Raw genomic sequence first — 21,529 nt, 5'->3', positions numbered from 1 at the left:
AGATTGTTCATAACCGTTACTTTGCGAAAGATTTGTTGTAATAATTCTGTAAGGTCTTTTCTACATCCGACAATTTGTAGTAAATCTTATTACCCACCTGCGAAAATGAAATCTTTCCTTCGTCTCTCCACGTTTGAGCGGTTCTGCGGGAAATCTTCATCATCTTTAGAAATTCTTCATTATCCAAAAATACATCCTGCTTCGGATTGTTCTTTGAATTTAGTTTTTCTGAAATTTCATTTACTTTGAACATCAGACCATCGAATTGGTCTTTGGATAAAATTATTGCTTCCATAATTCATTTGGTTTTATGATTATGAAGCAAATGTGATAAAAGAAAAAAAGTCTTTTAGTCCTAAAATGGTCTTTCAGGACTAAAAACTTTTATAGCAATTTGTCGATGTCTATTCTTTTATGAGGTTTAGGACGTTTATCCGTCCTTGATGGTGTCAATAGTGTTCTGATGGTTTGAGGACTTAATTCTCTTCCATCTTTGTCGACAAAAGAATTGACAATTACTGCTGTAATATCATTGATATGCCCATCAATAATAGGTTTTCCATCTGTAAATAATTCTCTGTGCAGTTGATAATACACATCTACCAATTGATTGATATTGCAATTGATTTTCAATTTATTATGTGGCATAATTCCAATATTGCTTTGTGATACATCAAGAGAAAACTCATTGGTCAATCTGTTGATATGCTGAATCTGGTCAATTTCTTTCTGACATTGTGTAGAATAATCCGGCAATTTGGGATTAATAAAATCGATACTTGCCTGTTCATAATCGAACTTCTCCTTTGTCAGAAACATTATTTTGTCCGTATAACTTCCCGCCAAATGAACTTTCTTTTTGGTTTCCTTAAAAGAAAAATACCGTTCTTCGCATTCTGCATTGACATACATCATCGGAAGTTTTGCTGCTGTATGCTTATAGCCTGTTTGTTCTATTTCTTTCCGTTTGCTTTCAATAATTGTATAGCATTTTATCATTCTTCCCTGATTCCCTGAAGTGGTAAATAATTCTTCGTTTTCGGAAATTAGTTTCTCAAACTTATTGAGCCATTTTATAGGATCTGCAAGAAAAATACAATGATGACTAAAAAACTCCGGAAGTTTAGCATAAGGCAGGTTGAAAATTTTATCTATTACTGCCTGACAATAAGCTTTATTAGTTTTTGTTTCTTCTTTGTAAATATTGTATACCGAATTATCTGCCTCCTCTTTATAAACCGAAGTCAGTTCTGTAAATTGTACTATATGCTTAATTTTACTACTTGGAGACATCTTAATTTTTAAATTTTATAATTTACTAATAATAAAAAATCATTGTTTATTATTTTAAAACAGACTACACTATTACAATCCAAAATTTACAAAAACACTGAACCTGGATTTAGCTTCAATATCTCCACTTGCTAAATTGGTATAAGCAGGTAGCATCAGTTCACTTCCCAAACTGAATTTTTTATATGAAAACTCAAAACCCAACTTTCCGTACAATGCGCTTCCGGCGGTTCTCGGCATAAGCTCCCCAAATTGTTTATTCCAGTCATAGACTTCGCCTTGTAATCCTAATTTTCCAGAGAAAATACTGTTTTCGTTTCTCCAAAGCCTTTGAAATCCTGTTACTGCATAATTCCATTGGTTCCCGAATTGATAATGTTTTTTGTTTTCGGTTTTAATGGTATAGTCGGAGTTTAGCATTAATGCAAATAAGTTTTTTTGATATTTATAACTTAAAGCCAATTGATAATCCCAACTTCCTGTTCCCAATTGAAAACTTGGATTAACGCCTGTAATTCCTTTTTCATCAAATTTTCCGATTGGAATTTTTACACCAAATCCTCCACTTAATTGGTGGTAGCTGTCTTTTGATTGTAGAATTTCATAAATTCCCATTAGACTTGCGTCTCCAATTCCATTAATTTTAATATCTCCTTGGAGCGTTCTTTTTTCATGAAATTGAAATGGTATGTTTCCGTATATGCTTAATTTTTTTGATACCGGAATTTTGCCCCAAAGTTGTAAAGTATTGAAGTATTGATTTTGGGTAACACCATTTACAAATAAATTTTCTTTGGCTTTGTAGTGTTGGTTAAAGTATTTAATCCCGATAAATTGCGGATTCAAAAGTGATTCGAAACCAGATGAGCCATTTCCGGCTGCACAACCACAAGCATCACAATCGTCTAATAAAATGTAATTCCCGGATAATAGAGGTTTTGGAATATATAAACTGTCTTTTTCTATGGCAAAAACAGAAATATTTGAGATAAAAAATAAAATTAAAATAAGCTTCTTCATTATTCTGCAAATTTTGGGTTTGTAATAAAATTTTTGTCACTTAATGTTTTCAGAAAAGCGATGATGTATTGCTTCTCCTGAGCATTCATCGGGATTCCGATATGTCCGTTCTGTTTTAATAAAGGGTCGAGATTGGGTTGGTTTTCTACACCGTCTGTATAAAAATTGAGCACAGCCTCTAATGTGTAAAATCTTCCGTCGTGCATATAAGGTGCTGTATATTCTACATTTCTAAGACTTGGCACACGAAATTTCATGTTGTCGTCCCAATCCAATGTAACTCTGTATCTTCCTCTGTCATCATATTGCGAATTGTAATACATTCCGGTATTTCGGTAACTTTGGTCTGTAAATAATTCTCCGGAATGACAACTGATGCATTTGTTCTGAAACAGCTGATACCCTTTGGTTTCATCATTGGTAAAAGTGGCTATTCCTTTTTTCATTTGATCGTACTTGGAATCTGAGGAAACCATAGTTACCATAAATTGTGAAAGAGCTTTTAATATTCTTTGTCCTGTGATTGTTTCATCTCCAAAAGCCGCTTTAAACATTTTTTTGTAATTGGTGTCTGCATTTAGCTTTGAAACTACTTCGGGTATAGAACTGTCCATTTCAAAATCAGTTGTGATAGGCACTAATGAACGTTCGTCCAGATTATGACTTACACCATCCCAAGTATAATTTTTAAGAAAAGCCATATTCTGAATCGGAGGTGCATTTCGTATTCCGAGTCTATTATCAATTCCGTGACTTACAGGATGCCCGTGATGGGTAAAAGCATTTTCCTGAATATGACAAAATCCACACGAAATAGTATTATTTCTCGATAATTTTCCTTCGTAAAACAGTTTTTTTCCAAGAGCAACACCATTTACAGTAACGGGATTTCCTGTAATATCAAATGCTATTTCGGGAAAACCATTTGGTTTTTCTAGATTGTAAGCTTCATCTTTATCCATCGGGATTCCTTCATATTCATCCGAGCAGGATTGAAGAAATCCAATCATAAGAATAAAAACCCAGAGAGAACAATTGTGTTCTCTCTGGGTTTTAGTAAAAAAATTAATCATTGTGAACGTGATCTACTTTAAACATTTTAGACAAATTATCCGTTACATTTACCAAATGCTGACTACTTCCCATTGCCATATTATTAGCAGTGTTCAACGTTAACGCAGTTTGTCCGCTTAAATACTGATTAAGGTCTGCCAAAATATGAATAGATGGTGTAATATCTTTTGAAACTCTTGCTGTTGTTGGCAAATCCAAAGTAATTTCCCTGTAAAGATCTGGTGTTCCGTTGGCAGTGGTATCGCCCATATTTCCTGCGTGATTCATAAATTCGGTGTCAGGAGAAGATGTTCCGTATTTTCCTTCCAGTTTGGTGAAGATATATCCTGCTGCCCAGGACCAGGCCATGCCTGCTGTTTTAGCTTTATCCCAAAATACGCCTTGTCCGTTTTGTCCTAATAAGTAAGCTTGTGGACTTACACCCAAACCGAATTTAACTTTTTTATAGTTTCCTTTTTGAATATCGTTAAGGTTAAGATAAACAACTCCACCTGTTGCCTCTGCCTGATCTACAATGAAAGCTCCTTTATCAGGATTATTATAATTGTATTTGAATTCGTTTCCGCTTTCATCAATCAGAGTGATGTTACTGACAATATATTTTAAAGTGGAAAACTGATGCTTTTGTCCATTACTAGAAGTTTGTGTTGTTTGATTCAAAACAATATTCCCAAGGTTGTTGAAACCATTTTCAAATTTAATTTGGAGGTTTCCCGGAGTTGTGTCTTGAATATCTTCATCATCGTTGTTTCTACAAGATGAAACGATTAATAAAGCAAAGGCAATAAAGAATAATGATAAAAATTTGTAAATTTTCATTTTTAAATATTTTAAGTTTTAATTGAATGATTAGAATCCTTTGTTGGACTAGTTGTCCAACAAATAGGATTGTTATAAAAAATTAAAACTTAAAAAATAGGAGGTCGGAAAATATGCTTAAGAAATAGATATGAATAATCTGCTTTATAAATAAAGAAAAAACTTGTATAAAATTCTTTTGTTACAATTTGAATTTCAGAAATTTCGGCAGGAAGATAGAAATCCAGCACTTTCTGCGGCTGATTTTTAGTTTTTGAGAAAGGTGAAGTATCTTCCTGCGAAGACTTTGCAAGTTCTTTGGAAAGATAGCATTTCCCATTGCAATGAAGCTCCGGCTGAGTTTTGTTGACACAAAGTTCCGTAGAAATATAATCGTAATTAACAGCATAATCCAATACTGGAAACAGAGGTTTCAGCATTAAGTAAAATACAAGGAATATGTGAAGAGTATATTTCAAATTTTAGTTTAAAAGTTTACGGATGTCTTCGATTAATTTTTCACGATCAGGGTGATATTTTCCTCGTAGATTTGGTGTTTTTCCTTTTTCATCTTCGTAATTAAGTCCAGAATAATAGAGAATCGGCATATTATTTTCGTCAAAACGGCAACGAAGATTTCCTTCTTTGTCTACCAAGGCAATCATTCCACTGTGATTGAGACTTTCTGCTTCGTCCTCTTTGTCTCCAACATAAATATTAAATTTATCCGCTATATTGCCAATATAATTTCTATCTCCTGTCAAAAAATGCCAATTGGGGGAAGTTGCGCCCACCATTTTTGCATGATTTTTTAGGACTTCCGAAGTATCGTTTTCAGGATCGATACTGATGGAAATAATTCCAAAATCCGGACTGTTTATTTCATTTTGAATATATTTCATATTCTGGTTCATTATGGGGCAAATAGTTGGACATTTACTGAAAAAAAATTCTACGAGATACACTTTTCCTAACATGTCTTTATTGGAAATTGCTTTGCTGTTTTGATCTGTCAATTCAAAATCTGGAACTTTCATTACTGTGTACAAGTTCTTTTTGAAATAAGACATTCCGAATCCGATTGCTACAAAAAGTAAAGCGAAAACAACCACGGGAATGATGATTTTGTTTTTAGATGAGTTTGTTCTTTTTTTATTTTTGGACATACTTTGCTGGATTTTTCTTAAATTCTTTTTTGCAATAATCGCTACAAAAACCGTAAGTTTTACTTTTATAAATTGCAGTGTCTTTAAGAAATTCTGCGGTTTTCATATGACAAATTGGGTCTTCAGAATTTACGACCTTTACACCTTTTATTTCTTTTTTAGGTGCCATTTTCTTAACTTGTTTCACTTTAGGAGTTTCCTGAGCACATGACATGACAGATACTGAAAGCAGTATCATAAGAATATTGATTTTCATTTTTTCGAAATTTGATTTAATTATAAAATAAATGCCTGCTTTCTGTGGAAGAAAACAGTAAAAATGGTAGAATAAATAACTAAACCAAAGGTGGATGAAATATACTTGAACTTATAGAAAAGTTATAGAATAAAGCCAAATATGAATTTTGCTTCGGTGTTTCATTAATACCAATATTTAGCTGGGAGAATGAAAATATATCTCTGACAACAAATGAGTCTACCAATAGTGTAATATTAATTTTAGAATTATCCTGTTTTGGAATATTATCTGTAGTTTTTGCAAGCTCTTTACTAAGATAGCATTTGCCATTACACATCATTTCAGGCTTTTCCCTGTTTTCACAAAGATTTTGTACAATAAAATCATAATTAACCATATAATTAACAATTGGCATTACTGGACGTAGTACCATCATGAAAATGATAAGTATGGGAAACAAATGTTTCATTAATTATATTAAGTTGTGCAAATATACTACATTTTGCATAGTTATTTATGGGTAAAATCAATTGTAACATTCAATTTAGTAATATTATTATTTATGTTTTGACAACTAATTATTTAAACCATTTCTCTAAATCTTTAACAAACTATTTTTACTCTATATAATAATAATTTCCAAAAAAATTATTCAATTTCTTTACTCCTTTCAAACAAATCGTGTAATTTCTGCTGAAGCAGTTTTTTATCCGGCAATTGGGTTTGATATTCTGCGACCATTGTAGGCGAAAGGCTTCTGCTCAAAGCAAATTCTACCACTTCGGTATCTTTATCTTTGCAAAGTAAAATACCAATGCTTGGATTTTCATTTTCTCTTTTCACATTGCGATCCAAAGCTTCTAAATAAAAATTAAGCTGTCCTAAATGTTCCGGTTTAAATTTATCGGCTTTCAACTCAAAAGCTACTAAACACTGTAAACCACGATGGTAAAAAAGCAAATCAATATAAAAATCACTATTACCAACCTGAACCTTGTATTCTTCACTAATGAAAAGAAAATCCCTTCCCAACTCAAGAATGAAATTTTTCATCTGTTTGATTAGTCCCTTCTGCAAATCTGTTTCGTTGTGAGGTTCCGGAAGATTTAGAAATTCAAAAACATAGCTATCCTTGAATGTATTTGCAATATCCGTATGAATTTCTTTTGCTGCAGGAGAAAGTTTTTCGTTACCAATCATTGTACGCTCAAAAAGACTTGCGGAAATCTGACGGTCTAATTCTCTCACGCTGTAATTTTCTTTGATGCTCATTCGGATATAAAACTCTCTTTCTTCTTCCGTTTTGCATCTTGAAAATATGGTGCGATGATGCGTCCAACTCAACTGTACCAAAATAGTGTTTTTAATATCCTGCGGTTCAAATTGTGTCCTCGATGAGGCGACAATTATATCGTTTTGGTTTTCAGCATTTTGTAATTGTGTCCTCACTGCGGACACAATTGAGTGAGAAGCGTAAGTTTCATAAAATTGAATCATCCTGTAAAGACCTCTACGATTGAAGCCTTTCAGTTCCGGATTGTTTTTCTGAATATAAATCGCCAATTCTTCCACTGTTTTATCTCCCCATTCCGAAACCGAAAGTTTTTGCTTTATGTAAGCTCCAACATTCCAATACAGGTTTATCAGCTCCACATTTACGGCTTTTATCGCATTGTTTCGGGATTGCTGTATAAGATGCAGGATGTCTAAAAATTGTGTGTCCATATTCAATTTTATGATTTACAAATTTAAAAATAATATTACCGAAGCTCCATAAAAACTAATTGATGTACTGCTCCACTGCTTTGTCCAATTCTTCACTAATCACTTTGGCATAAATCTGAGTAATCCCAATATCCGAATGGTCTAATAATTTTGAAACGTGTTCTATTCTCATTCCGTTATTCAAAGCATTGGTAGCAAATGTATGTCTGCTGATATGAAAGGACAATCTGAACGGCAATTTCATAGCCTTTTCCATATTTCTAAGATGCAAACTTGATAATGACGTACATCGCGCCATTTCTGCTAAAGCAAAATTTCTATTGGTAAAATAAGGCGTTTCTTTGTCCAACATCGGGAAAACAAAATCATCTTCCTCCGAAGTTTTTGAATGGTATTTAGTTAAAACATCCAAGGCTGATTGTCCAAATTTAAAACTATGCTGTCTTCCGGTTTTCTTAATCGTTTTTATAATTCTGTTTTCATCGAGGTTAATATTGCTCCATTTCAGTTCCAAAACATCACTCAACCTCAAACCTCCTGCATAAATACTGAACAAAAACATATCTTTTATAACGGGAGCTTTTGAATCCTGATTGACTTCTAAATTTTTAAAATCCTCAATTTGCTTTTTATTGAGATACATTCTTTTACTGGGTTCTTTTTTAATGCTTATTTTATTAAAATTGTACAGATTAGCATAAACTAAATCTTCATTGATTGCATCTTTAAAAAACTGCCCCATAATGATAAGCGAATGTTTTATCGTTGTATTGCTATTTCCCAACTTGGAAGAACAGTAATTGACATAATCTTTCAGAAAAGTAACCGTCATATCATCAAAATTCAAATCTCTATTTTGATTGAATCGCTTCAACTTATCCAAAACGCCTTTGTAACAAACATAGGTTTTCAATGAAACTGTCGACTTAATCTTCTCACAACGATTGTAGGAATAATCAAAATAGTTCAACGATGATTTTCCTTTAATAGCTTCCTTTAGTTTTCTTGCAGAAACACTTTTTGTTTGTCTTTCCATATCCGCAACCTGACCTTCAGCATCTGCCACTTTCTGAGCAAGAAAAGCATTAACCCTTGCAGAGCTTTTATAAATCTTTTTTACACGCTGCTTTTCTTCATCCCATTGTGAAGGTTTGAATTTGTATCCAGTAGATATAAACTTTGCCTTACGATCTTTTATAACACGGATATACAAAGGACATTCTCCGTTTTTATCTTCCTGAAATGTTCGAAGTATTAATTTAACCGTTGCCATAATCTTAAAATTTTAGATGAATTAAACAGTTTTGGAAAAGAAAAGCAATCGAATAAATCAAAAGAAAATCAACGATTTATAATTGACTGCAACCTGAAACAAAGATACAACTTTAAGTACAACAAATTACAGTTTTTGTTACTTTTTTATGCTTTATTTTAATCAGTTTAATTTTATAAACACTTTATTAATAAGTATTTAAATGAAAATAGTTACATAAAATTTAATTATTCATATAACATTGTATTGGCAAAATGCGGGGTTAAAGTCTAAATTGAAAAATCTTCCACTTTTAGCCGCCGCTATTTTTCCATTCCACTAAATTTTTGTAAGTTCGTTTCATGGAAAAAATATCGGCTACGTTTGGTCGTTCTTGAACTTTCAGTTCTTCGAAAGCCCGCACTTCGCCAATACTTTTTCCGTTAGCTGTAATAGTTCCCAAAATGCCGTTAAAAAATACTGTTATGAAAATATTTGTTCTAATTTTTACTTTTAGTTTTGCTTTAATTTCTGCTCAAACTCATCGCTTTATCTACGAATTCAAATATAAACAAAACCCAAAACAAACAGAATTTCAAAAAGTAAATATGACTTTAGATGTAAATCCTGAAAATGTGAAATTTTATAATTACCGTTATGTAGAAATCGACTCAACAAACATAACAAAAGGACAAAACAGTCAGCTTTGGGATAATTCTACAAATGTTATCGTTCGATCAAAAAATTCAAATACAAATAGTAATTATACTATGATTAATGATGTGTTTGTTTTTGACACAGAAGACAAAATTGATTGGAATCTCGATAAAGAAACCAAAAAATTTGAAAACTATACGTTACAAAAAGCGACCTCAAATTTTGGTGGCAGAAAATGGACAGCCTGGTTTTCTAAAGAAATAAATATTTCAGAAGGTCCATATAAATTTCGTGGTTTGCCTGGACTAATTTTCCAAATATATGATGACCAAAATAATTTTGATTTTACATTAGTGAAAAGTTTTAAATTGAATTCTACTTATAAAACGCCATTCATTGAAAGTTTTTATGGTCAAAAACCGATAAAAACAACCCAAGAAAACATAAATAAAATGTTGATGAATGAATATAATGATCCATATCACGAAACTCGTGAACAGTTCAAAAAAAATCCGAAAACGACTTTTAGCATTAATGGTACTGATATAAAAGACATCAGTCAATTTAAAGAATTGACCGAATCAAGACGAAAATTCATTCGTGAAAATAACAATCCTATTGAAATTGATAAAGCACTAAAATATCCACAAAACTAAAAAAAAACTACTACAGCTAACATTGTATTGGCAAAATGCGGGATGAAAGTCTAAGTTGAAAAATTTGTAAAATTTAGCCGCCAATATTTTTCCAATTTATCTATTTTGTTTAACTTAGCTAAAGTTGGAAAAAATATTGTCTCCGTTTGGTCTAAAATTGAACTAAAGTTCATTTTTAGCCCGCACTTCGCCAATACTTTTTCCGTTATGTGCAATTCTCCCAAAACCACGCAATGAAAGTTAACACAGAAGATTTAGTGAAAATTTGTGATAATTATCTCTCTGATAAAATTACTGAAAATGAAATCGAAACTTTTGCAGGAAAAGCAATATTTGATGATGAAATTGAATTTGAAAATGATATTGTTTCAGATATAATATTTCAGTGGGATAATACAGAAATTAATTTCAAAATAAATAAATTGAATATTAGTCTATGGAAACATTATCTAATGACGGGAGAAGACAAACTTTTAGAATATAATAATTGGAATTTTCATATAAAATTACAGAAGGAACTTTGCGAAAAGTACAAATCTGAATGGAAGCCTATTAATAAAAAATTAAATATTGGACTTTCACAAAATTATGATCTTGAACCAATTAATGGTTTAAGACATTCCGCTGAAAAAGGGACTTCAGGTTGGTTTATTTGGTTTGGAGAATATTCAGAAGATCCTGATTTTTTTCAACCTATTTGTGCTGAACATTTACTTAATATTTATCCAAAAATAATTGATTTCTTGGGTTTAGAGATTGGTTACAGATTTCAAATAGATAGAAATGGCTACGAAGATGTTTGGAAAGATGAAAATATAAAGTAAGAACTGCACATAACATTGTATTGGCAAAATGCGGGGTTTAAGGCTAAATTGAACTTTTAGTAATATTTATCCGCCAATATTTTCCAATTCCACTTTTTTGTTTAACTTAGTTCCATTGAAAAAATATTGGCTACGATTGGTCTGAACTTGAACTTTCGTTCAAATTAAGCCCGCACTTCGCCAATACTTTTTCCGTTAGCTGTAATGCGTCCAAAATTGCGCACAAAACAAAAAAGATGAACCAAGAACTAAATAAATTTGAAAAGTTACTTTTTGGTACTACTCTATCTCAAATTTCAAATCTAATTGAAGACGAAGAAGCAAAAGAATATTTCGGTTATAATTTTCAAACTGAAAAACTGAATTTCAAATTTAGAAAAGCGAAAATTACTCCTAAGAAAGTTGGTCAATTTGTAACTTTATGGAAGCGAAACTCACAAAAAGAAACCGAGCCATTTAATGAATATGATAATTTTGATTTTTATATCATTGTAACTGAAGAAAACGAAAATTATGGATTCTTCTTGTTTCCAAAAAATGAATTAATAAAAAGACAAATTCTTACAACAAATTCAAAAGAAGGAAAACGTGGTTTTAGAGTTTATCCAAACTGGACAAAGACAGAAAATAAACAAGCTGCAAAAACTCAAATTTGGCAAACTCGATATTTTTTAGATTTTACAAAAGAAAATAACGAAAATCATATGCGTTTAAGCGAAATATTAAACTCGCACTACAGCTAACAAGGTATTGCCAAAAGCGGGGCTAAAGTGAAAAACTCAACTTCTGCCCTACTATTCCGCCAAAAACGAATTTTATTCGTTTTTTATTTTTAAATTTAACTCACAAAAATTCGTTTTGGCTAGCCTCAGTGCAGAATTTAAGCTTTCAGCCATAAATTCCCCGCCTTCGGCAATACCCGAAACGTTATCTGCAACCAGATTTGACCAATATTACGTAAATAAATTTGGTTTAAATACCAAAACTTGGTATATTTGATTTTGAATATTAAATCAAATTGTTATGGCAAAAAATACTTCGATTTTATTGGGCGATTATTTCGACAATTTTATCAATTCACAAATTAAAAATGGAAAATATTCTTCCGCAAGTGAAGTTGTAAGAGCCGCTTTAAGAATGTTTGAACACGAGGAAACTAAGAAATCTGAATTAATTAAAGAACTTAAAAAAGGTGAAAAATCTGGATTTTCGGCTAGTTTTAATCGAGAAACTTTCAAACAAAACTTACATCAAAAATATTCTGCAGAATAATGAATTACAAAATCAGTAAACAAGCAGAAATTGATTTAGAAAATATTTGGCTTTATACTTTTGAAGAATGGTCGATTGAACAAGCTGACTATTATTTTGATTTGATTATGGATGAAATCGAATATATTTCTAAAAATCCAAAATCTGGAAAAGATTATAACGAAATTAGGAAAGGATATTTTCGTTCTCGAGTAAAATCTCATTTTATATTTTACAGAATTAACTTTAAGGAAGAATGTATAGAAATTATCAGAATACTTCATCAACAAATGGATGTCGAATCTCACATAAATGATTAACTAACCGAAATTCTGGCTGCAGATAACATAGTATTTGCAAAAGGCGGGGTTGAAACCAAGTAGAAAGATTTTTTGCATTTAGTCGCAACTTGCTTTTCATATTACTTTTTTTTGTAATTTGGTAATCTGAAAAAGCAATTTGCTTCGTTCGGTCGAAATTGAGCTTTCAGTTAAATTTAGCCCGCCCTTCGCAAATACTTTTTCCGTTACACGCAATAGATTAGCGCGTTTTCGGATAATAATTTCTCTTTTTTTAACATTTATATTTTTGGTTTTTATAAGAAAAAATTCAGTAGAAATATTGGGTTTAAAAAGTTCTTAAATTTTCTTGGAAACACTTTTCTCGACAAATAAATTTCGAGTTTTTTTCGCTTAAAATTTTCTAACGTTTTAAGCTTCTTCTACTCTTTTCTTTTTTTATAATTGAAATTTTTCTCATTTGAAAAAATCAGAAAATATCAACTTCAGAAACCATAGTTGAAAAATTTATCATTTTAATATTTTCATAAAAATAACTTTTATTTTTTACGAATTTTCAATTTTACTTTTCGCAGAAACCATCGAGAAAAATTTCAGATAATTGAGTTTTAAATTTTGCTGGAAAAATGCAGTTTGAAAACTGGTTAAGCTTCGTTTTATTCATCTGATTTGTTTGTGATTTAATTGCTCATAATTTTTTAGAACTATTTTTCAGCGTTGAAAAGTTCTCATTTTCTACTGCGCGTAACAATGTATTGGCAAAATGCGGGATTTAGGGAAGAATTGAAAAGCAGAAAAAATAATCCGCTCATGCTTTTCAATTCCACATTTTTTTCTTATTTTAGTGTACTTGAAAAAGCATTCGCTACGCTTGGTCGTTCTTGAACTTTCAGTTCTTCGAAAGCCCGCACTTCGCCAATACTTTTTCCGTTATCTGCAATAATATTACAGCATTATGTTTGAATTAGGCTTCACTTTTGAACATTTACAAAAAAACAACAAAGGATTAATTTTCGATCTAGAAAATCAAATTGTTTTGTACAAAATCAAAAATAATCATATTTCTAAAAGGACATTAATATTGTTTAAGAGAATTAATTCTTTAGAGGAGTTTGATTATGCAGAAAAGATCATCGATGTGGAGGATCTCCAAAATAGTAATGTTTCATATTTGTTTTATAAAAACATAACAAGTACAAAACATAAGAACTTAATTTTAGAAAAGAATACAAGCATTCGAAAATTAGAAGGAATAATATCTAATTGGCGGAAGATTTATGAAAAAGAATCGTTCAAAGAAAATCTTTTCAAATCGGTAGAAGTTCATATAAACTTTCATAATTTCAAAAAATATATAGATTGCTATTCTTTTGAAACGAAAAGCCACATTCAGTACAAATGGGATGGAGATAGTCCGTATCGAGTTTTTCTGGTTGGAGATTTTATTGACAATTCAAGGAATGAGACAAAATATAAAAATACGGATAAATTTAGCGACACTTACATTTCATCATTCCTTAAATACAACAAATGCTTATATGACGATGGTAGACCATTAAGAGAGGACATAAGTTTTATTTTGAGTGATGAGGGAAAATTTGATTAAAACAAAATATTATTAGAAAAAAATAGAATCATTAGAAATTCAATAATAAATTATGATCATGAAAATCACATAAAAACTATATTACAGGATAAAGGACTTTATGATCTAACTTTAGATCAATTTCCGAATATTAAAGAAGACTTATCAATTTATACAAAATCATTTATTGAACATTTTGTAATAAAATTAGAACGAATTAATAATAAAGAGTTATTATTACTGCAGATAACATAGGTAACTGTTGCACAACTCCTTTTTTTTAGAAAATAGTTTTCAAAAACATGAAATTTTGACCTCTTTAGAAGCAATTTTAGAGAGGTTTTTTTTTAGTTGTAGTTCAAAATTCTAGAATTTGAATAGCTTAAAATCGAGTTTTTATAGACTGAAAAGGCGCGTTTTGAAAAAGCAAAGTTCTTCCCTTGTTTTAGAGATAGAACTTGGGCTAAAATACTTGGTTTTTTAATGGTAAAACGCATGTATTTCTTCAAGTTGTAGGTTAAACTTGCCATCAGTACATGTTTGTTTGCGTTTTTGATGCCTCGAGTGTTGACTCGTTTCATGTTGGTAAAGTTGATCAACGTTCCAATGACGGGTTCTACCGTTTTGCTTCGCACTCTAACCATTTTCTTGGCATATTTCTCGTTTTGGGTGAGTTTTTGATGCATACGGTCGTAATGTTCTTTGTGGATGCTGTCGTCTAGCTTTTTAAACTTGGTGCTTTTGCCACAGCATTGTTCTCTTAGTGGACAGTTTTTGCAATCTGTTTCACTGCTTCGGTACGTTCGTTTGGTGTAGCCTTTACTATCCATTTTTTCGCCTTTGAAAAGCAGTTTAGCTTGCTTACCTTCGGGTTTTGTGCATTGATAATAGTTTTCTTCTTTGTGGTAAGTAAAACCTTCTCGCTCTGATTTGTATTGTCCGAAGTTAGGGATGTAGGCGTTGATGTTTTTTTCGTGCAAATACGCCAATGCTTCGCCACTGCTGTAACCACCATCGGCTAAAAGTTCTTGTAATTCTATTCCGTTTTCCTTTAGGTTTTCTTCTGTGAGTTCTACAATTTGTTCTAAACACTGACTGTCGCGTTTATCCGCAAAATCTGAACACGCTCCTGTAATGACATGGTGCGCATCGTCAACTGCGATTTGTCCAAAATAATTTAATTGTCGCGCTTTGCCGGGTTTTACACTCACTCTAGCATCGCTATCTGTGGGAGAATAATGGGTGTGATTAGATAGGTATTTGGGACGGATGAGATTGCCGTTTTCATCTATCTGTCTACTATTGCTATTTGCTGGCATTCCTTTATACGCTTCTGCTTTCCAATCATGGTGGCGTTCAACGAGTTTCTTGCGGGTGGTAGTTACTTTGTATTCGCTGTTTTCTTCTAGTTCGTTTACAAAAGCACTGGCGTCTTCTAAAACTTCTTTCTCTACCAAGCTATCCATAGAAGCATTAGCTTTGATGAAAACGCTGTCCACCGCTTGTCGTTTACCACGAACCATATTTTTAGAAACGCACATTCTCAAGACTTCTTTAAACAAGTTTAAAAAGACTTCTTCGCCATACAAACCGCGAGTTCGGCTAATGGTACTGTGCCAAGGAAGCTGCTCATGTACATCATAACCTAAAAACAATCTTATCGACAAGCTATCACTACAAAAAGCTATCAACTGTCTATCTGAATTGATATTGTTTAAATATCCCACCAATAATATCTTAAAGAAAACAACAGGATCTATACTCTCCTGTCCTTCCTTACCATAATACTTTTGAGTTGCTTTATAAATGAAATCTAAATTGAGTTCGGATAACATTTTTCTATAAAAATTATCCTCTGGAACTAGGTCTAATAAATTGACCGAAACAAATAATTGTGGTGTAAAACTCTTCTTTCCTTGCATACATCAATTTACGAAATATCCCGTTTTTATACAAGTTTATTTGTATATTTGAGTTGTGCAACAAGCACATAGTATTGGCAAAATGCGGGGAGAAGTTCAAAATTGAAAAGCAGAAATTTTAATCCGCTCATGCTTTTCAATTCCACTTTTTTTCTTAATTTAGTGTACTTGAAAAAGCATTCGCTCCGTTTGGTCGTTCTTGAACTTTCAGTTCTTCGAAAGCCCGCACTTCGCCAATACTTTTTCGTTAGCAGAAATTTTATGAAACAACCCTTAAAAACAAGATGAAATGAGAAAATTAATTTTTACTTTTTTAGTATTTTCTTTTGCGATTACAAATTATTATTCACAAGATTTAAAGAAAACATTAATAAATGATAATTTGGATGAATTGTTCATTAACAAAGACAATCCTTTTGGCTCCATCCCAATTAAAACTGTAGAAAAATATTTTTCTGAATCTTCAAAATTATATTTCTTTGAAATTGTTTATAATGGAAAAGTAATATTTCGTGAAGGAGTAAAGAAATCAATTCCGCAGTCTAGAGATTCTGAAACAATGTCGAATCAATTTAGGTTTAATTATGATAGCATCTACCTAAATGCTTCTGAAATTAGCGACTCTGACAAAATAAAACTTTTAGAATCATATAAAAATAGAATTGTTGATATTTCAGGACAAAAACTTTTATATTTAGGAGATTATCAAATTGTAAAAAAAGATATAAATAAAAATAAATTTGTTATTGTTAATCCATTGGAGAATATGCAAATCAAAATTTATAAAATAGAATCACTTTAAAAAAACTTCTGCTAACATGGGTTTTGCAAGATGCGGGGTTGAAGGAAATCTCAGAAATATTCTAGAAAGTACCCGCAAAAAACCATTTCATTTTTTTTTGTAAATTTGAAAAAATGAAAATGGTTTTTGCTAGAGATTGTTTCTCCTCCCGACTTTCGGTTTGCAGTAGCCCGCACCTCGCAAAGCCCTTTTCCGTTATACGAAATATAAAATCACAAAACCCAATTTGCACTTAATTATACTGTAAATTAAGCAGTTATAAAATACACTTATGCAGATTAAAGCACAAAAACGCAAGTAAATACTTGTTTTGTTGTACTAAAAGTTGTACCTTAGTATCACGTTGCACCGCTTTGAAACATCAATAAAATAAACATTTTCACTGTTTTGCATCGGATAAAATAAATAGTACAACAATCCAAATACTGTTTTATTATGGCTTCAATAAAATTAGTACAACGTACACAACAGGAAGATGCAACAGGACAAAGCCCTATCTACATCAGGTTAATCAAGGATCGCAAAGCTAAATTTGTCACTACCGGAGTTAAAGCAAAAGTTAGTGAATGGGACGACGCAAAACAGAAACTCAAAAAGAACTACCCCAACAGTGCCAGGATGAATGCTTTCTTAGCTCAAAAGGTAGCGGATGCTCAGGCACAGGTAGCAGACCACGAAAGAACCAGGAAATCAGTTTCAGCCCGAAAGCTCAAAGAAGCTATTAAAGGAAAAGCAGATCCCAATTTCTTTGACTATTGCGATAAACGTTTAGAGGTTCTCAAAGGAATTGTTTCTTATCGTACTACGGTTATTTACGATGGTTACATTAAGAAATTTGAACGCTTTCTGGGATATAGAGATTTCTATTTCTCTGACATCAACGTGGGTATTTTGAACGATTACGCTAACTACTGCAAAAAGAAATTAAGCAACGGAAATACAACGGTTTTTACTTCATTGCGAATATTGAGTTTCTTTTATAACGATGCAATGGAAGAAGAATTGATACCTTTATTCCCTTCCCCATTCTACAAAATAGATATTCCAAAAAGTAAAGTAGAACGCCTGTACCTCAACAAAAAGCAAATAGAAGATTTAGAAAACTTAGATTTAAGCCAAAGACCAAAAGCTGTAGTTCACAGAGATATGTTTTTGTTTAGTTCCTTTGGTGGCGGTTTGCGTATCAGCGATGTAATGTTGTTACAGTGGAAATGTTACGATGAAAAAACACAAAAGATTACAAAGGTTATTCAGAAAACACAAAAACAACACAGCTTCAAATTAGGAGCAAAATCTGTTGCTATACTCAACAAATACAAACCGAAAACAATAGATCCTGAAGCCTTCATATTTCCTGTATTGGAACATCCCGAACGAATATTTAATGATGAAGTATACAAGAGTACAAGGATACGTTCAAAAGTAAGATTAGGTGATGTACACCTAAAGAAAATGGGTGAAGATTTGAAATTACCTTTTAACCTGCATTTCCATTTGAGCCGACATACATTTGCCACAAATGCACTGAACAACGGTATGCGTATCGAGTATGTAAGTAAGTTGCTTGACCACGCTACCATACAACAAACACAGGTATATGCAAAAATTGTAAGTGAAGAGTTAGACAATGCGGTTGATAAATACATAAAATAAAACTAAAAATATATAGGTAAAAGTGATTGATAAATTTGTATAATTTTGTAATGTTTAAGTTTTAATTAGTAACAACAGTAAAGCGACTATAAAAAATGAAAAGCAAGTGGGAAATATTCAGCCCTTATTTCAAACAGGTAAAAGTTCCTGCGAAAACTATTCTTTTGGAGGAAGGAAAAATATCCAAAACAATGTACTTCATCGAAAAAGGTTGTCTGCGTACCTGGGTAAATAATGATGGAAAAGAAATCACCACACAGTTCTTTTTTGAGGGCGACAGTGTTTCTTCCATAGAAAGTTTCAGAACCAACCAGCCAAGTTTATACAATATTGAAAGCATTGAACCTTGCATACTTCAAAACCTATCCCAAAAAGACTTTCAGACTGTTATTGAAAACTCCTCTGAACTTAAAAAGGATTTTGAAGAACATCTATTCAGGCGACTATTCCAAACGCAACAGCTTGCTTTTTCTTATCTTAAAAACAATCCCCAAAAACGCTACGAAGAATTGTTAGAGCAATTTCCGCATATTGTACAGCGTGTACCGCAACATTATATTGCATCTTATTTAGGAATTACTTCTGTTTCGCTGAGCCGGATTAGAAATAGGCGGTAATATTTATTAACAATTGTTATCGTCCGACACCTCTTTAGCTTCTCAATTTTGTACTGTAATTAAAACAGTAAAAAATGAGAACGGTAATCGTATTCAATCATCCGTATGAAGGCAGTTATTGCAACGCCATTTTAGAATCGGTAAGTAAAGGACTTCAAGAATCAGGTCACGAGATTGACCTGATGCATTTAGATAATGACGCATTTAATCCTGCAATGTCGTCTGCCGACCTTAAAGCATTTATAGAACACCGTGCCATTGATCCGCAGGTTACTGACTACCACGAGCGATTGAAAAAAGCAGACCACTTGCTTTTTATTTTTCCGATCTGGTGGGACATAATGCCTGCCACAACCAAAGGATTTATTGATCGTGTGCTATCTCCCGGACTGGCATATGACCATCATCCGAGAGGTTTCGGATTAATTCCGCTATTAAATAATTTAAAAAGAGTAACCGTCATTACTACGATGAACAAGCCAGGGATAATGTATTCACTGCTGATTGGCAATTTAATCAAGAAAGTTATGATAAAGAGTGTTTTCAAAACAATGGGCTATAAAAATGTCAGTTGGATAAATTTTACATCAGTAAAAAGAGTAAGTCACGAAAAACGGGTAAAATGGCTGACTAATCTCGAAAACAGATTTTCAAAATTCAACTAACTAAATCCTTGTATTATGAAACCGAATAGAAATTATGTCACCCCTTTCATATCCTTGGTTTTCCTTGTGGTAGGTATTTCAGGACTACTGATGTTTTTCCATCTGTTTGACGGTTACACCGAAGTGGTTCATGAAATACTCGGTTTATTTTTTGTGGTATGTGCCATCTTTCACATTATCCTTAATTGGAAAGCATTAAAAATCCATTTTAAAAAAAGCGTTTTTTTACCTGCATTATTCGCTGTACTAACGCTATCTGCCGTTCTTGTTATTTCTGAAAGAATGTATCCGCCTGTCGATTTGCAAATGATGGATAGAATTGTAAAAGCTCCTGTGAACGATGCTTTCAGGGCGTTAAATATCAATTACGAAGAAGCTGCCGCTAAGCTGAAAGAGAAAGGTATTTCAGTGGAGAGTGCCCGAACTTTTGAAGATCTTTGGAAGAGCAACAATGCAGATGCTGAGGAAATTATTGATTTGCTCTTGGAATAAACTCAAAAATTTGATTATGAAATACATTGTCGTAGAAAACAAAGAAGATCAACAAAATGAATTCCTTTACGATATTGCCGATTTCTTTTGGAATAATGGTAATGAAGTATATATCAGCAGCAATTATAGTACTGCCAATTTTGAACAAATCATACAAGAATGTGATTGCATAGTTATGTTGAACTATCAGAATGTTTGTTTTAAAAAAGCGATAAAAGCATTTCAAAATAGTGTTGCATTGAAAAAATCCATTCGTCAAAAAAACTTTTTTCTTTTTTCTGAAAATGGTGTTTATACGGATGCAATTCCTTTTCCACATAAAATTTTCCATTTCGACACATTTTGTAAAAGAGAACTGACACGCTTTTTTATTTGGTGCAGTAAACTACGTCTTTTTCAACAACACGAAATCATTAATTGAAAACCCTATGAGCGATAAAACCCTGTTACGAATCGAGAAAATTGTTAAGGAATGCCCAGATACGATTACCATACATTTTGCTCACCCCAAAGAACCTTTTTTCTATCACTCCGGGCAATTTCTGGTCTTAATATGTAATATTGACGGAAAGGAAGAAAGACGCTCATATTCGCTATGCTCTTCGCCTTATTTTGATAAACATTTATCCTTAACGGTTAAAAGGGTTAAAGGCGGTAAAATGTCGAATTATTTAATCGACTATCTAAAAGCCGGAGATAAAATTGCCGTATTGCCTCCAACCGGAAATTTCTATTATAAACCCCAAGATGCTTCACGACATATTGTATTAATTGGTGGAGGAAGTGGGATTACGCCATTATTTTCCATCATCAAGTCTGTTCTTGTCCAAGAACCAAATTCAACGGTGTCCCTGATATACGTAAATTCCGATCGGAAGCATACGATATTTTATGACCAGTTGGGAAGCTGGTCTTCCGAATATGCGTCACGTTTCCTGATTGTTCATTATTGGAGTGATGAAGCAACCAAACAATCGAATATTGGCTTTTTTTCCATGCTATTCAGGAAGAAAAACGATCACAGAATAAACGCAGAACGTCTAAAAGCAATTTTTGAGGATTTGGGAATAAAGAAGGAATCTAATAACGAGTTTTACTTATGCGGTCCGCAGGGATTGATGGAAATGGCAACTTCTACCATACAGAAAATCGGATTTTCAAAAGAGGTCATCCATAAAGAGAGTTTTTATATCCCTGAAAAAGCCGAAAACCTATCCGCTAAATCCAGCCAGGAACATGAGGTAAAAATCTTTTTCAAAGGAAAGGAACATCTGGTAAAAATAGCTACCGGTAAGTCTGTTCTGTTTGCTGGATTGGAATCTGGAATCGATTTACCCTATTCCTGCCAAAGCGGAAATTGTACGAGCTGTGCAGGAAAATGTCTTTCAGGAAGCATTACAATGTCCGCAACAGAGGGGCTGACACAGGAACAATTAAACAATGGTTATGTACTTACCTGTGTAGGCTATCCCCAATCGGATGATGTAGTTATTGAGTTTGATTGAAATAACTGTAAGTAAAAATTATTTGTTATTGGATA

26 protein-coding genes are annotated in these 21,529 nt (G+C 32.5%); 13 read left to right on the top strand and 13 right to left on the bottom strand.

The window, feature by feature from the left end:
• Nucleotides 1-16 precede the first annotated feature (16 nt).
• The 12 genes from G6R40_RS02460 to G6R40_RS02405 all read right to left on the bottom strand — a co-directional run bounded on the left by G6R40_RS02460 (nucleotide 17) and on the right by G6R40_RS02405 (nucleotide 9,029).
• The gene (locus tag G6R40_RS02460) at nucleotides 17-295 is read right to left on the bottom strand and encodes a helix-turn-helix domain-containing protein (protein ID WP_165131080.1); all 279 of its coding nucleotides are present in this window, start codon (nucleotides 293-295) and stop codon (nucleotides 17-19) included.
• A gap of 89 nt (nucleotides 296-384) precedes the next feature.
• The gene (locus tag G6R40_RS02455; RefSeq protein WP_165131078.1) at nucleotides 385-1,293 is read right to left on the bottom strand and encodes a hypothetical protein; all 909 of its coding nucleotides are present in this window, start codon (nucleotides 1,291-1,293) and stop codon (nucleotides 385-387) included.
• Between the two features lie 72 nt (nucleotides 1,294-1,365).
• Entirely contained in the window at nucleotides 1,366-2,313 is a 948-nt protein-coding gene (locus G6R40_RS02450) for a transporter (RefSeq protein WP_165131076.1), read from the bottom strand.
• Nucleotides 2,313-3,323, bottom strand: a complete 1,011-nt coding sequence (locus G6R40_RS02445; RefSeq protein WP_228455895.1) for a cytochrome-c peroxidase — start codon at nucleotides 3,321-3,323, stop codon at nucleotides 2,313-2,315. The genes G6R40_RS02450 and G6R40_RS02445 overlap by 1 nt, the downstream gene beginning before the upstream one ends.
• A gap of 55 nt (nucleotides 3,324-3,378) precedes the next feature.
• The gene (locus tag G6R40_RS02440; RefSeq protein ID WP_165131072.1) at nucleotides 3,379-4,206 is read right to left on the bottom strand and encodes an MbnP family protein; all 828 of its coding nucleotides are present in this window, start codon (nucleotides 4,204-4,206) and stop codon (nucleotides 3,379-3,381) included.
• Between the two features lie 89 nt (nucleotides 4,207-4,295).
• Nucleotides 4,296-4,625, bottom strand: a complete 330-nt coding sequence (locus G6R40_RS02435) for a hypothetical protein (RefSeq protein WP_185670499.1) — start codon at nucleotides 4,623-4,625, stop codon at nucleotides 4,296-4,298.
• 42 nt (nucleotides 4,626-4,667) lie between these two features.
• Nucleotides 4,668-5,351 (bottom strand): SCO family protein, encoded by a 684-nt coding sequence (locus tag G6R40_RS02430; RefSeq protein WP_165131068.1) that lies wholly within the window; start codon nucleotides 5,349-5,351, stop codon nucleotides 4,668-4,670.
• Complete coding sequence (locus G6R40_RS02425) at nucleotides 5,338-5,607, bottom strand: YHS domain-containing protein (RefSeq protein WP_165131066.1); 270 nt, start codon at nucleotides 5,605-5,607, stop codon at nucleotides 5,338-5,340. The genes G6R40_RS02430 and G6R40_RS02425 overlap by 14 nt, the downstream gene beginning before the upstream one ends.
• A gap of 79 nt (nucleotides 5,608-5,686) precedes the next feature.
• Complete coding sequence (locus G6R40_RS02420; RefSeq protein WP_317164542.1) at nucleotides 5,687-6,025, bottom strand: hypothetical protein; 339 nt, start codon at nucleotides 6,023-6,025, stop codon at nucleotides 5,687-5,689.
• A 212-nt stretch (nucleotides 6,026-6,237) separates the two neighbouring features.
• Nucleotides 6,238-7,314, bottom strand: coding sequence for a YhcG family protein (locus G6R40_RS02415; RefSeq protein WP_165131062.1), 1,077 nt, complete (start codon nucleotides 7,312-7,314; stop codon nucleotides 6,238-6,240).
• Between the two features lie 55 nt (nucleotides 7,315-7,369).
• A complete protein-coding gene (locus G6R40_RS02410) occupies nucleotides 7,370-8,587 on the bottom strand; it encodes a site-specific integrase (protein ID WP_165131060.1) in 1,218 nt (405 codons plus the stop codon).
• A 292-nt stretch (nucleotides 8,588-8,879) separates the two neighbouring features.
• Complete coding sequence (locus tag G6R40_RS02405; RefSeq protein WP_165131202.1) at nucleotides 8,880-9,029, bottom strand: hypothetical protein; 150 nt, start codon at nucleotides 9,027-9,029, stop codon at nucleotides 8,880-8,882.
• Nucleotides 9,030-9,051: 22 nt separating this feature from the next.
• Here G6R40_RS02405 and G6R40_RS02400 point away from each other — a divergent pair, with 22 nt between their 5' ends.
• The 6 genes from G6R40_RS02400 to G6R40_RS02375 all read left to right on the top strand — a co-directional run bounded on the left by G6R40_RS02400 (nucleotide 9,052) and on the right by G6R40_RS02375 (nucleotide 13,859).
• Nucleotides 9,052-9,879, top strand: coding sequence for a GLPGLI family protein (locus tag G6R40_RS02400; protein ID WP_165131147.1), 828 nt, complete (start codon nucleotides 9,052-9,054; stop codon nucleotides 9,877-9,879).
• 233 nt (nucleotides 9,880-10,112) lie between these two features.
• Complete coding sequence (locus G6R40_RS02395) at nucleotides 10,113-10,703, top strand: hypothetical protein (RefSeq protein WP_165131200.1); 591 nt, start codon at nucleotides 10,113-10,115, stop codon at nucleotides 10,701-10,703.
• A 236-nt stretch (nucleotides 10,704-10,939) separates the two neighbouring features.
• Nucleotides 10,940-11,446: a MepB family protein gene (locus tag G6R40_RS02390; RefSeq protein ID WP_165131198.1), complete on the top strand. Its 507-nt coding sequence runs from the start codon at nucleotides 10,940-10,942 to the stop codon at nucleotides 11,444-11,446.
• Between the two features lie 280 nt (nucleotides 11,447-11,726).
• Nucleotides 11,727-11,975, top strand: coding sequence for a type II toxin-antitoxin system ParD family antitoxin (locus G6R40_RS02385; RefSeq protein ID WP_165131196.1), 249 nt, complete (start codon nucleotides 11,727-11,729; stop codon nucleotides 11,973-11,975).
• On the top strand, nucleotides 11,975-12,274 hold the full coding sequence (locus G6R40_RS02380) for a type II toxin-antitoxin system RelE/ParE family toxin (protein WP_165131134.1): 300 nt from the start codon (nucleotides 11,975-11,977) through the stop codon (nucleotides 12,272-12,274). Before G6R40_RS02385 ends, G6R40_RS02380 begins: the two co-directional genes overlap by 1 nt.
• A gap of 934 nt (nucleotides 12,275-13,208) precedes the next feature.
• Complete coding sequence (locus tag G6R40_RS02375; RefSeq protein ID WP_165131194.1) at nucleotides 13,209-13,859, top strand: hypothetical protein; 651 nt, start codon at nucleotides 13,209-13,211, stop codon at nucleotides 13,857-13,859.
• Nucleotides 13,860-14,185: 326 nt separating this feature from the next.
• Here G6R40_RS02375 and G6R40_RS02370 read toward each other — a convergent pair whose 3' ends face one another.
• Entirely contained in the window at nucleotides 14,186-15,760 is a 1,575-nt protein-coding gene (locus G6R40_RS02370) for an IS1182 family transposase (RefSeq protein ID WP_165131100.1), read from the bottom strand.
• Between the two features lie 289 nt (nucleotides 15,761-16,049).
• On the opposite strand from G6R40_RS02370, the gene G6R40_RS02365 reads away from it, so the two are divergent.
• The 7 genes from G6R40_RS02365 (at nucleotide 16,050) to G6R40_RS02335 (ending at nucleotide 21,494) form a co-directional block, all read left to right on the top strand.
• Complete coding sequence (locus tag G6R40_RS02365; RefSeq protein WP_165131192.1) at nucleotides 16,050-16,562, top strand: hypothetical protein; 513 nt, start codon at nucleotides 16,050-16,052, stop codon at nucleotides 16,560-16,562.
• A 435-nt stretch (nucleotides 16,563-16,997) separates the two neighbouring features.
• Nucleotides 16,998-18,215 (top strand): site-specific integrase, encoded by a 1,218-nt coding sequence (locus tag G6R40_RS02360; protein ID WP_165131190.1) that lies wholly within the window; start codon nucleotides 16,998-17,000, stop codon nucleotides 18,213-18,215.
• A 95-nt stretch (nucleotides 18,216-18,310) separates the two neighbouring features.
• The gene (locus G6R40_RS02355; RefSeq protein ID WP_165131188.1) at nucleotides 18,311-18,832 is read left to right on the top strand and encodes a Crp/Fnr family transcriptional regulator; all 522 of its coding nucleotides are present in this window, start codon (nucleotides 18,311-18,313) and stop codon (nucleotides 18,830-18,832) included.
• Nucleotides 18,833-18,906: 74 nt separating this feature from the next.
• Nucleotides 18,907-19,497: an NAD(P)H-dependent oxidoreductase gene (locus tag G6R40_RS02350; RefSeq protein ID WP_165131186.1), complete on the top strand. Its 591-nt coding sequence runs from the start codon at nucleotides 18,907-18,909 to the stop codon at nucleotides 19,495-19,497.
• A gap of 15 nt (nucleotides 19,498-19,512) precedes the next feature.
• Complete coding sequence (locus tag G6R40_RS02345; protein WP_165131184.1) at nucleotides 19,513-19,989, top strand: DUF4405 domain-containing protein; 477 nt, start codon at nucleotides 19,513-19,515, stop codon at nucleotides 19,987-19,989.
• A 16-nt stretch (nucleotides 19,990-20,005) separates the two neighbouring features.
• Nucleotides 20,006-20,410 (top strand): hypothetical protein, encoded by a 405-nt coding sequence (locus tag G6R40_RS02340; protein ID WP_165131182.1) that lies wholly within the window; start codon nucleotides 20,006-20,008, stop codon nucleotides 20,408-20,410.
• Nucleotides 20,411-20,417: 7 nt separating this feature from the next.
• Nucleotides 20,418-21,494, top strand: coding sequence for an FAD-binding oxidoreductase (locus tag G6R40_RS02335; protein WP_165131180.1), 1,077 nt, complete (start codon nucleotides 20,418-20,420; stop codon nucleotides 21,492-21,494).
• Nucleotides 21,495-21,529 lie beyond the last annotated feature (35 nt).

Origin of the sequence: Chryseobacterium sp. POL2 (genome assembly GCF_011058315.1) — a bacterium.
Classification (GTDB): domain Bacteria; phylum Bacteroidota; class Bacteroidia; order Flavobacteriales; family Weeksellaceae; genus Soonwooa.
This window is presented reverse-complemented; position numbering and strand designations above follow the sequence as displayed.